Source organism: Dysgonomonas sp. ZJ279 (genome assembly GCF_011039205.1).
Taxonomy (GTDB): Bacteria; Bacteroidota; Bacteroidia; order Bacteroidales; family Dysgonomonadaceae; genus Dysgonomonas.
The window spans coordinates 12,712-25,499 of the sequence record NZ_JAAKEL010000004.1 but is presented as its reverse complement, the minus strand read 5'-3'; the positions used below and the strand labels follow the sequence as shown (position 1 = coordinate 25,499).

Below are 12,788 nucleotides of genomic sequence, written 5' to 3'. Positions count from 1 at the left end.
TTGCTGTTATATCTGTTAATCTCTATAATCAAATCTTTCTCCATCTGTTTATCTCAGGACTTCGATTCATTTCGTTGGCTTTTTCTGTATATCTATCTTTATAATAAAACTAAAATATGAGCATGAAATTCTACAAAGGGGAGTCAATAAGCATTGTATTCACTGCTTACGACAATAATAAAAAACTTATTAATATTAGCGGGTATACGAAAGAGATTACTTTATTTACACCTTTTTCATCGAAAATAGTAAAGGGTGTAACTGCAATCGACAATAATTCTTTTCGTGTAGAAATAACTGCTGCTGAAACCTCAAGTTTAGAGCATGAAGGATGCTTTAATATAATACTTAGCCTAAAAAAGGGAACTGAGGTGAAAATAGGAAAGAGTATACCTTGCGAACTTCTTGACATTGAAAGTTCAGGTTGCAACCATTCAGGTCGTCTTTCGATTGATAATAGAACTATAAATGTCGATATGGGCATTGATAGTAATAGTATCAACTTCGAGATGAATTTTGGCAATGCAATAAACATGATAGGTGGTACGGAAGCCGATGCATATATAAAAGAAGCCGTAAAGGATAAAGCAGACAAAAAAGAATTCTTCAATGTATCTCAGTTGAGAGCTAAATACAATTATAGTGATAAAAAAGCTGCTCGTGAGGATGTACCGGACTATCTAAGAGCTTTAGGACAGGTTATAATATACCAACTCTCTACTGGCGACTGGATAGCAGAGCAATTTATAGCAGAGATAGCTAATAATAATCTATGGATAGCTGACTCTTCTTGGAAAGCTTTCGGATCGGGTGGTGTTTTAGATGTTTCCGAAGCTCAAAAGAACTACGCATTTGAGTCTAATAATGCTGCTAGAGCAGCCGTAAAATTACACGACAGAAAAAAAGGGCAACTTATCATTTATAAACTGTCCGGACTAGGCTGGGTTTATGAAATGTTTGTTGGCGATGATGTCGCTGCTTGGACTAATGATACTAAGTGGGAGCAGATAATCACGAGTAGAGCCCTTCAATTATTATCAGAGAATATTGATACACAGTTTCGCAAAGTTACTGAAGAAGTAACCAAGATCGCTAACCGTAAAGCAGATAATGTCAGACTTACCGATGATAATAAGCTGCAACTCACAAGCAACGGTACTGACATAGGAACCCCGTTAGAGCTTCCATCCGGAATAATTAATCTGTCGTACAAAAATAACATCGAGTTTGAGAGTGGATTGGACGCCAGAAAAACTGTAAAAGCTACAGACAGAATATTAGGGCAGATCATCACCTATAAACTAAACGACGGTACTTGGATATTAGATCAGTTTATCGGCGAATCAGTCGGTTCATGGGAATCGGAAGGCAGCTGGGTGAGTTATGCCCTCTTAAGAGATCTATCCCCAATCTTAACCGAACTGGACTTATTACAAGGTCGTGTCGAAAATCTGGCTAAAGTTATCAATACCAAAGTCGATGGCGCTTACACTGAAGATGTGGACGAAACAACGCTCGATCTAATTCTTACCTCGAATGGTGAAGAAATTGCCCGAACAGCCATACCTAAAGGGGGTGGAAGTACAGGCCCGGCCGGAGTCGTTATGCGATTAAGAGCCGTTGGCAGTACTTCTCTTGTTGTTGGCGATGATTCGGATGCTATCGTACAATATAACTGGACATCCATTGATCAGGAAACAGGTGGTGATACCGGAGAAGGTAACGTGTATATTACAGTAAATGGTATGCCGGCTTACAGTGGCGTTGTTCCCCAAGGTGACAATCAATATAATGTCAGAGATACCCTGAATCTGGGTGCAAATATTGTCCGTGTCCGTCTGACTGATGGCTATAATAATGTAAGGACAATCACATTCAGCGTTCAGAAAGCTTCGTTGATCCTTACATCTACATTTGCCGATGATATTATTTATAAGACAAGCCCTGTAACATTCAGATATACACCTATTGGTGCAGGCGATAAGAAAATAAGATTTTGGCTGAATAATATCGAACTCGCACCTGAGATAACTACCGCTTCCGGAAAACAGCTCACAAGAAATCTTACAGCATTACAATCAGGTGCTAATTCTATACGAGTAGTTGCAGAAAGTTCGATCGATGGGGCACAGCTGAAAAGTAATGAACTATTTTATGAGTTCATCCTTGCAGATACCGGAGTAACAGAGCCGGTGATAACAATATCTTATAGCAAAATAGAGGTATCTCAATTTGAAGTAATAAGCATTCCTTATCTTGTTTATGATCCAATTAATGCTATAACGACTGTTGAACTGGCAATAGACAATATAGTAAGACAGTCTTTACAAGTTCCCCGATCAAGACAGCAATGGGGTTATTCAGCTATTGAACAAGGTAACTTTAAAATGGAAGTACGATGCAGAAATGTTTCCAGAAGCCTTAATATTTCAGTTGTAGCTTCAGAGTTTGATATTACTGAAGAAAAAGGCGACCTGCGATACAAAGTATCTGCAATAGGTAAATCTAACAATGGTGCAGACAGAGCTTCGTGGGCGTATGGTGATTATGATGCCATATTTAAAAACTTTCTTTGGGCTGAAGATGGTTGGCAAAAAGATGCAGCCGGAAATAACCATTTACGCCTGATAGGCGACTCATCTGTCGATATCGGCATAAAACCATTCAATAGTGCTGTAGTATTGAACGGACTCACACTCACTATTGAATATGCAACTGCTAGTGTAACCAATGCTGCAGCTGAGATTATATCCTGTATGTTCGGTGGAGTAGGTATCGTTATGACTCCATCTTCTGCAACTATCAGCTCAGGGCAATCAACATTGAGTGCCAGATTGGATAGCTCAACTAAAACAAGTATTTCCTTTGTAGTAGAAAAATTAGCAGATAATCGTCTTATGTATTTATTCATAGATGGCATTATGTCAGGATCTATGCAATATCCGAGTACAGATAACTTTGCACAAAATACGCAGCAGGGTCTGACTATTAACTCTGGAGGTAGAAGTTGTACAAATATGGTGTATTCGATTAGGTGGTATGATAATAATTTAAATTTTGACCAGATATTTGGTAACTATATTTTCGATATTGAGAATTTTAATGAAAAGATAGCTCTGTATCAGTTTAACAATATTATGGATGCTTATGGAAGTATCGATTACAACAAAGCATTGGAGTTTTTACCTTGTTTGACATTTATAGGTGAGTTACCTACAATTAAAGGGACTAAAAAAGATAACGATATTTTATTTGAAGATCGTAGAGCTCCTTTAAATTCATTTACCGCAGTAGGAGCTAAAAATGATGTTCAAGGTACTTCTTCCCAATTCTATCCCAGAAAGAATTTCAAGTTTACGTTGACGAATGGATTAACTCTTTCTGAAACCGGAGAACATCTTGAAATGTATCAATTGCAAGGAAAACAAATTCCTGCCAAGATATTCACTATGAAAGCTGACTTTGCGGAGTCTTCCGGAACACATAATACGGGTGTTGCCATATTAATTGATGAAGCGTTAAGAAAACTTGATTATAAAATTCCCCCACAAGGTACTGATGATAGAGTTAGAACAACTATTTACGGTTTTCCTATCCTTGTTTTTCATAAAAAAACAGCTTCAGACAATTCTGAATTTGTAGGTAAATACAACTTTAACGATGATAAAGCATCTACACAAGTATTCGGGTTTACTCCTGGTTGCGAGTGTTGGGAGTTCCTGAATAATACAGCTGATCGTTGTTTATTTAGAAATGCCGACTTTACAGGCACAAATTGGTTAAACGACTTTGAGGGACGTTATCCGGACGGACATACAGATGCCACTAACTTATCTAAAGTAATTACATGGGTTTATTCGTGTATTGGTAATCCTACTAAGTTCCGACAAGAACTAGCCGAACACTTTAATGTAAATTGGCTTATGTTCTACTGCGTAATGACAGAACTTTACGGTATGGTCGATCAACGTGCCAAGAACATGATGTTGACTACATACGGTGAGCGTGGAGTAACCGGTGAATTGATCTGGTATTTCATATTCTATGATAATGATACTGTATTAGGTATTAATAATGAAGGTCGGATCGCTTTTGAATATAACATCGAGTCTCAAGATATTATCGGTAGTGGGCATGTTTGGAATGGTTGGAATTCCGCATTATGGACTCTTGTTGAAACTGAATATAAAACAGAACTTCAAGCAATGTATAAACGTATTAGAGAAAATGCGTTATCTGCGAATGCTACTCTTGAAGTATTACAAGGTCGGCAGTCTAGTAAATGGAGTGAAACCATTTATAATCAAGATGGCTACTTTAAGTATATAGCCCCACTAACTGCACCCAACCCGGGAAGTCAACCTAATTCGGCATACTTGTATGCATTACAAGGAAGTAGAGCCAGACATCGAATCTGGTGGACCCAAAATAGGTTTTTGTATCTTGATAGTAAGTACGCTACTGGAGATTTTCTCAGTGATTATGCCACTATGCGACTTTATACACCAACTACATGGACAGGCGTACAACCAAATGCAGATTTCACATTAACTCCAACTAAAGCTGGTTACTTACAAATTAAGTATGGGTCGTATGCAACGACCGCTGTTAGAGGTTCTGCCGGAACTCCTTATGTTATAAAAGCTCCGACCGGGACCACCTTCAATGATACTGAGACTATTATTTATGGTATCAGTTCCATTAAGTCATTAGGGGATTTAGCTCCTAAGTATCCGGGGACAGTTGATATAACAAACGCAGTTGCTTTGGAGGAACTTATAGTCGGTAGTTTAACCTCAGGCTATAAAAATAATAACTTGACAGGGTTACACACTGGGACTAATGAGATGCTTAAAAAAGTAAATGTTGCTAACTGTCCTAACTTGCAACAATCGCTAGAGTTATCTAAATGTTACTCTATCACGGAAGTTGAAGCGCGAGGATCCGGTATTACAGGGATATCTTTACCATCATCAGGAGTCCTTAAAACAATGTATTTACCTGCAACTATAGCATCTATTTACATTAAGAATCAACCTTTGTTAACAATACTGTCTTTAGCAGGATATGCCAATATTACGACAGTAGTTATAGATAATGTTCCTAGTGTAGATAGTTATGCCTTAGTTAAATCATGTATTGCAGCAGCTAATTCGAAACTTAGTAGAGTAAGAATTATAGGTATTAATGCAAATGACTCTTCACCTTCTACCTTAGCAGTTTTATCAAGATTGTCCGGAGAAGATGAAAATGGTAATCCTACTGAAACAGCTGTAGTTACAGGTCAATTATTTGTATCTCAAATATCTCAGTCAGGATTAGATAAATTTAGACTATTATTCCCTCAATTAACAATTACCGCAGGAACTATTATTGATGTTATTGATTTTGAAGATTCAATAGTAAAGAATTTAGTAGTCACTAAATGGGATACCAATGGTGATGGTGAGATAAGTTCATCGGAAGTAACAAATGCTGTTATACCAACAGGTATGCTTACTGGAACTGGCGCTAAACTATTTAATGAACTTACTTACTTTAAAGGTGGGGTAAGTAATATTACCGATATAAATACATTAGAAGAAGTAAGTATAAATCCTAGATATGCTGTGTTAAGAGATTTACCAAATCTACAAAGATTAACTATAGGCTCTGAAGGAGAATCATTAATAGATACACCTTCTTTAAATTATAATGTTGTGACTAATACTTATGAGGTTCCTACAATTGTTGTAAGAGGAAGGTATTATGAAAATTCAAGAGGGGGATTTATATTAGCTAAACAACAATCAAATACAGGAGAAGATTATTATAGAGCAGTTTTACCATTAAGAGGACATTCAGCTGTAGTAATAGATGAAAAAATAGTAATGCATATTAACGATTTTAAAAATAGTACATATCCTTGGGGAAGTAGTTTAATAAGTTTAACCTTAAATAATGTAAGAAATTTCACTCTTCCTTATTTTCAAAGTTTAAACTCATTAACTATAAGAGGATTTTCAGAAACAGTAAATGATGTTGTTATAGGAAGAAATCCTTTGAATACATTGATTATAGATGATACTACTGGAAATCCACTTACTACTTTTGCCATTACATCTATTACACTCGCATCTTTAACTGTTACTAGACTTACTTGTAATAATTTATCAGGATCAATATTTTCTATGTTAAGAAGCGATGGAGGTACTCCTGGAATACTAGAGAATGTGGATTTACCAGCAACCTATATTCCTGCTAAAATCTCACTATCAGCCGCTTATGGCGTTGCAGTATATAGGAATCTAAAATTAGTACTTAGAGCTAATTCTGTTATTCCTTTAGAATATAATGATTCAGCGGTTTATCAAAACTTAACAGCAGTGTATGTACCAGATAGTTTAGTCTCAGCCTATAAAGTTGCAACAAATTGGAGTGGTGCTGGTTTTGTGAATAAAATATTACCAATAAGTTTATTAGGTTAATAAAAAATAAAAATAATATGGAAGAAAAAGATACAAAAACAATAGTGATAAGAGAAGAGGAAGAAATTATAGAAGAAATTGTATATGATTTTCCTCCTACAGAAGGAAAAGTGTGGAGAAGAAAAATAGATGGATTAACCTTCTGTCAAATCGAAAAATTAGGAATGTTATTCTTTGTAAATGGTAAAAGGTTAGATCAACCTATTGTAGAGACAGCGGATGATTATGAATTGGTAGATATAACAGAAGATCAAGTATAATCCCCCCAATAGTTTACAAGTAACTTTATGACAATATTGTTTATTACAAAATATTTAGCTGGTGACATGATCTCTTTGGTTAAAGAGATCAAAATCGCTCTCATTCCTTTCTTTCTTGTGCTTATAGCCATGATAATTGATTTAATCTTTGGCATCCAGAAAGCAATATCGTTAGGAGAAGTAAGAACGTCATACGGACTAAGGAGATCAGGTAAAAAGTTTATAGAGTATTATTCAATCTTGATCTTAGCTTTAACGGTCGATATATTAGCGTCAATAGTTGACAGTTACAATTTGCCATATATCACATTTACAGTAGGGGTATACTTAGTAATTACTGAAGGTATTTCAATCAGGGAAAAAGCATCCGAAAAGGAGAGACGCAAACAGAATAAAGATATAGGTATGCTTTTGACTATTTTCGAAAACAGAGGCGATATTTTGAAAACCATCACCGATATAGCAAAAAGAGAATTAGAGAAAGAAAAGGAGGAAAAACAAGATGCAGAATAAAGCGAGAGGGCTAAGAAATAATAATCCGGGTAATATTCGTATCAATGCAGATGTGTTTCAAGGAGAAGTAAGACCCTCAAAAGATAAATCATTCAAGCAGTTTGAAACAATGGCTTATGGATATAGAGCTATGTTTGTGGATCTATCTAGCAAAATGAAAAGAGGGGTTAATACCATAGAGAAAATAATAGAGATTTATGCCCCTCCTTTTGAAAACGATACAGAGGCTTATATAAATTCAGTATCTGTAAGGTCTGGTATTGCTAGAGATAAAATATTGTCAGAAACAGACAGTGCAGATTACATTAAAATAGTTGCTGCTATGTCTAGCGTTGAAAATGGAACTCCTGCTGTGATGAGTGATGTAGAATGTGGTTTTAAAATGCAAAATCGTATCAGATGAAAAGCTACATAATAACTGCTCTATTATCATTTATTTTAGGTGGATTGATATTCTTTTTTATTGGCAGATCAACTATTCAAAATGAGGTGAAAACTCAGTATTTAAAGGGAGAAACTATAATAGGATCAGTTAGTAATAATAAACTAGCTCCTATGTCAGAGGTAAAGCCAGACAAGCCTATATTACCAACAAAGAATTTAGAAATACAATATAACGATACAGGGTGTATTAAATATATCTATCAGGTGGTAGACACTTCAGCCATTATTGAAGACTATATTCTAAAGCGTTCCTATGATCTAAAAGTATTTGATACTAAGACTTTAGGTGAGTTAAAACTATACCCTACTATCCAGTATAATAAATTGACATCTTTTGATTATGATTTTACGCCTATGGAGAAACAGACCACAGGCTTCAAACTGAAAGTGTTGCAACCATTTGCCTCGGCCTCTTACTCTACTTTAAATTATATTGGTATTGGGGGTGGTGTGTTCTATCATAAGATAGGTATTGAGTATCAGCATCAGCGAGGAATATTTAATAATGATAACGGGCATCTATTTGGATTGAAATATAAATTTTGATATTTTCACTTTTTAAAAATAGATGTTCCGTTATTTTTTAAAAAAATACTCTAAAGTGATTTAATCCAATAATCTATTTGGTAAATACCGGAGATCTGATTTATAGGTATTTCAATAGAATGCGCTGAAAGCGATATGCTATAAAGTGTATCGCTTTTTGTATTTATTGGCAAAAATCTAGTTATAGTATCATTATCTTGAATAGAAATAAAATGGGCCTTGTTAAAATCTATTTTATCAATATTTACAATGTTATTCACTCCGATCATATCTCCAGTTTTTATTTCCTCTAAATATGAAGTGCCATAAAATTTAAAAAAGTGAAGTGCATTCACATTCTCAATACTTACATGCCCGATAACTTTGCAATTACATGTTGGATTATCAGCATAACATAAAGTGATATTATCTGAGAATATTTTCGTTGGTTTGTACATTTCACCCAATCCACTAATCAGCCAATTTAGGTCAATACTCAATTTTTCATTTGAGCCTATTGCCTGTATTGTTTTGCAAGATGGCAGACTTTGTCTGCCACTAACTATATCGTAAACAGTTGTATATCCAACATTCACTTCTTTGGCGAATGCTTTTAAATCGTTTCTAAATCGATCAGAAATAATAAATTGAATTCTTTCATTAATACTCTTCATGTAAATAAAAGTTAAATAAATACGCAATTGCGTATAACTGGAAATATTATATTAATATTGTGACAAACACCCTACCTATATTTAAAGACATGAATGTACCATTCTCATAAAATATACATTCACTATCCTAGTAATAATGGAAACCTTAAATATAGTGTTATGAAAAAGAACGACAAAGCTACAAATGTCGAATTTTTATTTATTCTTTCGGATTACCCTGTATTGGAATCATGGTATATCGAAAAATATGGAAATAATAAATATATAGCATTAAAAGCATTAGTTGATGTTTTTAATGTCGAAAATAAATATTCAATTTTCAAAGACGATATTATTATATGTGAAATAAATAGCTCAATTACATCCACTATTTACGATATAATGCCTAACTTAAATGCAGTATTATCAGAGAAAATAGTGTCTATTAATAGAAGTGTGATGCTATAATTACGTACGGTCATTAATATGCCTTAATAAGGTACTAAAAAAGGAAAAACAGCTATAGAAACTGCTTTCTCTTAAATTTAGTGGAGAAAAAACTCTATTATTTACATTTTATGAATATCGAAGAATTTCGAGAATATTGCCTCTCAATAAAGGGTTCTGAAGAATCGATTTCTTTACAGACTCGCAAAATACTGGTGTTTAAAGTGATGGAAAAGGTATTTGTCTATTTCACGCTGGAACCCGAAGACGGAATTTTCAAGGCATACCTTAAATGTAATCCCGAGAGGTCGGTTGAATTGCGTGAAAAATACAATGGAGTAAAGCCCGACGACTTTAAAACCCTTTTGTGGAATTGGATTACGTTGGAAAGTGATGTATCTGATGAGTTGATTAAAGAGTTAATTCAGCATTCAGCAGATGAAGTGATAGAAAAACTCCCCAAAAAGAAACAGGAAGAATATTTCAATATTTAGTTATGGAAATCAAATATATTTCAGAAAATAAGAAACAGTTTCTCGATTTATTACTTTTAGGTGATGAGTCGGAAGATATGATAGATCTTTACCTAAATCGTGGAGATATGTTTGCGTTGTACGATGGTAATTTAAAAGCTGTTTGTGTAGTTACACAAGAGGATAATACAACCTGCGAACTGAAAAATATTGCTGTATATGAGCAATTTCAAAAACAAGGCTACGGAGCTGCACTTATGCATTATATTACCGAATACTACAAAGGAAAATATGAAACGATGATTCTGGGTACAGGAGACGTTCCGTCGATTTTATCATTTTACAAGAAATGTGGATTTGAACTCTCTCATCGAATCAAAAATTTCTTTACAGACAATTACGACCATCCAATGTTTGAAGAAGGTGTTCAACTAATTGATATGGTTTACTTGAAAAAGAGTTTGAAATAAAAAAATAGAGATATGAGATTAAACAATGTGCGACTATTAGTTAAAGATTATACAAAATGTTTTAATTTTTATACAAAACAAATAGGTTTAGAACCTGCTTGGGGAGATGAAAATAGCGGATATGCAAGTTTTAAAGTTGCAGATGGCATTGAAGGCTTAGCCATATTTGTGTCGGATTGGATGGCAGAAGCAATTGGAAATGTAGATAAGCAAATCCCTGTTGATTGCCGTGAAAAGATGATGATCGTTTTAAATGTAGACAATGTAGATAAAGAATATCAAAGGCTAAAGGAACGTGGTATTGAATTCATCAATGAACCACATGATATGCCCGATTGGGGAGCGCGTGTTGTTCATCTGTATGATCCGGAAAATAATTTAATAGAACTATTTACTCCTTTATCTCAAGAAAATTGGTCTGAAGATCTTTTGATAGAGAATGAAAAATTCTAGATCATCACAAGAAGTGTTTGATTACGTAGTTTCAAAAAAGGCTGTTATGCCTCGTACAGCATTACGTTATGCCATTGAAAAAATGTCTGCTAATTTAAAGGCAGAAGCAATGGAAAAGGAAACAAAAAAAATTAACGGCTGATTAGTTACTGACATACTGTTGTCATGCGAGAGTGCTACTTTTGTTTTGAATTTTAAAAATTAGAAAAAAATGAAGAATGTGTATATATTTCTTTTCGAAGGCTATTCAGATTGGGAAATAGCTTACTTAACTCCCGAAATAGCAAAAAACGAAGGGTTCGCTATAAAAACTTTTAGTGCCGACGGAAATTTTGTCAGATCAGCAGGTTATTTACAGGTCATACCAGAATATTCGCTTAAAGACATAAAAACAGAAGATATCGACATCTTGATTCTTCCCGGAGGATTTCCTTGGGATGGCGAGTTGGACTATATTTTACCATTGGTAAAGCAATTATATGATAAACATATAACTATTGCAGCAATCTGTGGAGCAACTATATTCTTAGCGAGAAAAGGATTCTTGAACGATGTTAAACATACGAGCAACGATCTTCAATATTTGAAAATGGTCGCTCCGGAGTATACAGGTGAGCATCTTTATCAGCACGAAAAGGCTTATTCAGATAAGCATATCATAACTGCTAATGGAACTGCTCCTATCGAGTTTGCAAAAGAAATATTCGAGTCCATTTCTCTATATGATTCTACCCGAATCGAAAAATGGTATCAATTATTCAAAAATGGTATTTGGAGCGAATAATGAAATCTCTGGCAAAAGAAGTTTATTAATTTTCAACAAAGATACTTTAAGCATCACTTTAAATATCTAAAGACAAGTGTCGATTTGAGATTTAATTGAAATAAAAACACACACTCAAATAATGCATAAATATCCCTATTTTTCACTATTTGAGTGCAAATATATTGTAAATCACGAGAATCGTAAATTCAATCCCACTTAAATAGTTTCATACCTATAACTAAACAAATAATGCCAAGAGCAGATAACATACAAGTCGGATAAATCATTTCCATCCATCCGGCTCCTTCATTAAAAATGCTTCGGACTCCATCGGTTAGCGCAGTCAAAGGGAGTAGCTTAATAACTCCGATGCTCCATTCGGGGAAATTATGGTAACTAAAGAAAATACCTGATAGCAACATCATGGGCATTTGTACAGCATTAATCAATCCAGTGCCGACCTCCGTTTTAGTAGTACGGGATGCAACCAAAATAGCGATTCCTGTAAAAGCGAGATTACCGGACAGAAACAAAACAATCAAAGCTCCGATGTTTCCCTGTATATGAATATCGAATATTAGCCATGCAAAAAATAGCAAAATCAGAGACTCAACTACATTCATAAGAATGCGGACAAACATCAATGCAAATAGGAAATTCGATTTTTTCATCGGAGTTGCAACCATCCGCCTTAACAGTTTCTGAGATCTTCGTTCAATGATTGTATAACTAACTCCCCACATAATAGAACTCATCAACCCGAAAGCAATCAATCCCGGAATCAGGAAGTCGATGTAACGAACACCCATCAATGTCAATGGCTCTATATCCGTATTCTCAGTATTTATGCTTGTCTCAGGCGATTTTACCAATGCCGAAAGCTTCATGTATGCTAATTGAGATTGGGAGTTGAGCGGATCAAAATGATAAACGGCTTTTCCCAGCGAGTCTGTAACGATCACATCTGCTTCACCTCTCTTTAATGATATGATAGCTGAATTCCAATCGCTTTGTGAAAACTTAAATACAGTATTACCCAGTGTTTTGTCGCTGATTTTCCAATTTTGAATGTTTTCTTCTTTGCTTTCCGCATCTGTACCATAAACATTGAGAAGCGAATCTAGCTCTGTTTGATTTTTTTCAACAAGAACAATATTAAATTTTGATTCTGTTTGCTGTGTAAAAGCCAGTCCCAATCCGATGGAAATAAGTACCGGGAAAACCATACCCCAAAAAAGGACTTCCGGTTCACGGACTGTCATCAGAAATTGGGTTTTGAAGAGTTGATATAATTGATTGTTTTTGATTGATTCCATT

13 protein-coding genes are annotated in these 12,788 nt (G+C 34.8%); 11 read left to right on the top strand and 2 right to left on the bottom strand.

What is annotated here, in order from left to right; genetic code table 11:
* Window positions 1-122: 122 nt before the first annotated feature.
* Genes G7Y57_RS06980 through G7Y57_RS06960 form a run of 5 tightly spaced genes read left to right on the top strand, consistent with a single transcriptional unit; the run spans window position 123 to window position 8,230 of the window.
* Complete coding sequence (locus G7Y57_RS06980; RefSeq protein WP_165021519.1) at window positions 123-6,467, top strand: CotH kinase family protein; 6,345 nt, start codon at window positions 123-125, stop codon at window positions 6,465-6,467.
* 17 nt (window positions 6,468-6,484) lie between these two features.
* Window positions 6,485-6,727 carry a hypothetical protein gene (locus G7Y57_RS06975; RefSeq protein WP_165021517.1) on the top strand — a complete coding sequence of 81 codons (243 nt, stop codon included), beginning with the start codon at window positions 6,485-6,487 and terminating at the stop codon, window positions 6,725-6,727.
* Between the two features lie 27 nt (window positions 6,728-6,754).
* On the top strand, window positions 6,755-7,240 hold the full coding sequence (locus G7Y57_RS06970; protein ID WP_165021515.1) for a phage holin family protein: 486 nt from the start codon (window positions 6,755-6,757) through the stop codon (window positions 7,238-7,240).
* A complete protein-coding gene (locus G7Y57_RS06965) occupies window positions 7,230-7,643 on the top strand; it encodes a structural protein P5 (RefSeq protein WP_165021513.1) in 414 nt (137 codons plus the stop codon). Before G7Y57_RS06970 ends, G7Y57_RS06965 begins: the two co-directional genes overlap by 11 nt.
* Complete coding sequence (locus G7Y57_RS06960; protein WP_165021511.1) at window positions 7,640-8,230, top strand: hypothetical protein; 591 nt, start codon at window positions 7,640-7,642, stop codon at window positions 8,228-8,230. Before G7Y57_RS06965 ends, G7Y57_RS06960 begins: the two co-directional genes overlap by 4 nt.
* Window positions 8,231-8,280: 50 nt before the next feature.
* On the opposite strand, the gene G7Y57_RS06955 is transcribed toward G7Y57_RS06960, so the two are convergent.
* Complete coding sequence (locus tag G7Y57_RS06955) at window positions 8,281-8,883, bottom strand: hypothetical protein (protein ID WP_165021509.1); 603 nt, start codon at window positions 8,881-8,883, stop codon at window positions 8,281-8,283.
* 159 nt (window positions 8,884-9,042) lie between these two features.
* Here G7Y57_RS06955 and G7Y57_RS06950 point away from each other — a divergent pair, with 159 nt between their 5' ends.
* The 6 genes from G7Y57_RS06950 to G7Y57_RS06925 all read left to right on the top strand — a co-directional run bounded on the left by G7Y57_RS06950 (window position 9,043) and on the right by G7Y57_RS06925 (window position 11,489).
* A complete protein-coding gene (locus G7Y57_RS06950) occupies window positions 9,043-9,330 on the top strand; it encodes a hypothetical protein (protein WP_165021507.1) in 288 nt (95 codons plus the stop codon).
* Window positions 9,331-9,440: 110 nt separating this feature from the next.
* Window positions 9,441-9,803, top strand: coding sequence for an MmcQ/YjbR family DNA-binding protein (locus tag G7Y57_RS06945; protein ID WP_165021505.1), 363 nt, complete (start codon window positions 9,441-9,443; stop codon window positions 9,801-9,803).
* Window positions 9,804-9,805: 2 nt separating this feature from the next.
* A complete protein-coding gene (locus G7Y57_RS06940; protein WP_165021503.1) occupies window positions 9,806-10,252 on the top strand; it encodes a GNAT family N-acetyltransferase in 447 nt (148 codons plus the stop codon).
* Window positions 10,253-10,264: 12 nt separating this feature from the next.
* Window positions 10,265-10,705 carry a VOC family protein gene (locus G7Y57_RS06935; protein ID WP_165021501.1) on the top strand — a complete coding sequence of 147 codons (441 nt, stop codon included), beginning with the start codon at window positions 10,265-10,267 and terminating at the stop codon, window positions 10,703-10,705.
* Window positions 10,692-10,847 carry a DNA alkylation repair protein gene (locus G7Y57_RS06930; protein ID WP_255491361.1) on the top strand — a complete coding sequence of 52 codons (156 nt, stop codon included), beginning with the start codon at window positions 10,692-10,694 and terminating at the stop codon, window positions 10,845-10,847. Before G7Y57_RS06935 ends, G7Y57_RS06930 begins: the two co-directional genes overlap by 14 nt.
* A 69-nt stretch (window positions 10,848-10,916) precedes the next feature.
* The gene (locus G7Y57_RS06925; protein ID WP_165021498.1) at window positions 10,917-11,489 is read left to right on the top strand and encodes a type 1 glutamine amidotransferase family protein; all 573 of its coding nucleotides are present in this window, start codon (window positions 10,917-10,919) and stop codon (window positions 11,487-11,489) included.
* 188 nt (window positions 11,490-11,677) lie between these two features.
* Here G7Y57_RS06925 and G7Y57_RS06920 read toward each other — a convergent pair whose 3' ends face one another.
* Window positions 11,678-12,787, bottom strand: a complete 1,110-nt coding sequence (locus G7Y57_RS06920; RefSeq protein WP_255491360.1) for an ABC transporter permease — start codon at window positions 12,785-12,787, stop codon at window positions 11,678-11,680.
* Between the last annotated feature and the right edge of the window lies 1 nt (window position 12,788).

Excerpts from the sequence above, each read along its gene's own strand:
- G7Y57_RS06925 (WP_165021498.1), top strand. The coding sequence starts at position 10,917 with ATGAAGAATGTGTATATATTTCTTTTCGAAGGCTATTCAGATTGGGAA.
- G7Y57_RS06965 (WP_165021513.1), top strand. The coding sequence starts at position 7,230 with ATGCAGAATAAAGCGAGAGGGCTAAGAAATAATAATCCGGGTAATATT.
- G7Y57_RS06945 (WP_165021505.1), top strand. The coding sequence starts at position 9,441 with ATGAATATCGAAGAATTTCGAGAATATTGCCTCTCAATAAAGGGTTCT.
- G7Y57_RS06920 (WP_255491360.1), bottom strand. The coding sequence starts at position 12,787 with ATGGAATCAATCAAAAACAATCAATTATATCAACTCTTCAAAACCCAA.
- G7Y57_RS06935 (WP_165021501.1), top strand. The coding sequence starts at position 10,265 with ATGAGATTAAACAATGTGCGACTATTAGTTAAAGATTATACAAAATGT.
- G7Y57_RS06960 (WP_165021511.1), top strand. The coding sequence starts at position 7,640 with ATGAAAAGCTACATAATAACTGCTCTATTATCATTTATTTTAGGTGGA.
- G7Y57_RS06930 (WP_255491361.1), top strand. The coding sequence starts at position 10,692 with ATGAAAAATTCTAGATCATCACAAGAAGTGTTTGATTACGTAGTTTCA.
- G7Y57_RS06955 (WP_165021509.1), bottom strand. The coding sequence starts at position 8,883 with ATGAAGAGTATTAATGAAAGAATTCAATTTATTATTTCTGATCGATTT.
- G7Y57_RS06980 (WP_165021519.1), top strand. The coding sequence starts at position 123 with ATGAAATTCTACAAAGGGGAGTCAATAAGCATTGTATTCACTGCTTAC.
- G7Y57_RS06940 (WP_165021503.1), top strand. The coding sequence starts at position 9,806 with ATGGAAATCAAATATATTTCAGAAAATAAGAAACAGTTTCTCGATTTA.
- G7Y57_RS06950 (WP_165021507.1), top strand. The coding sequence starts at position 9,043 with ATGAAAAAGAACGACAAAGCTACAAATGTCGAATTTTTATTTATTCTT.
- G7Y57_RS06975 (WP_165021517.1), top strand. The coding sequence starts at position 6,485 with ATGGAAGAAAAAGATACAAAAACAATAGTGATAAGAGAAGAGGAAGAA.
- G7Y57_RS06970 (WP_165021515.1), top strand. The coding sequence starts at position 6,755 with ATGACAATATTGTTTATTACAAAATATTTAGCTGGTGACATGATCTCT.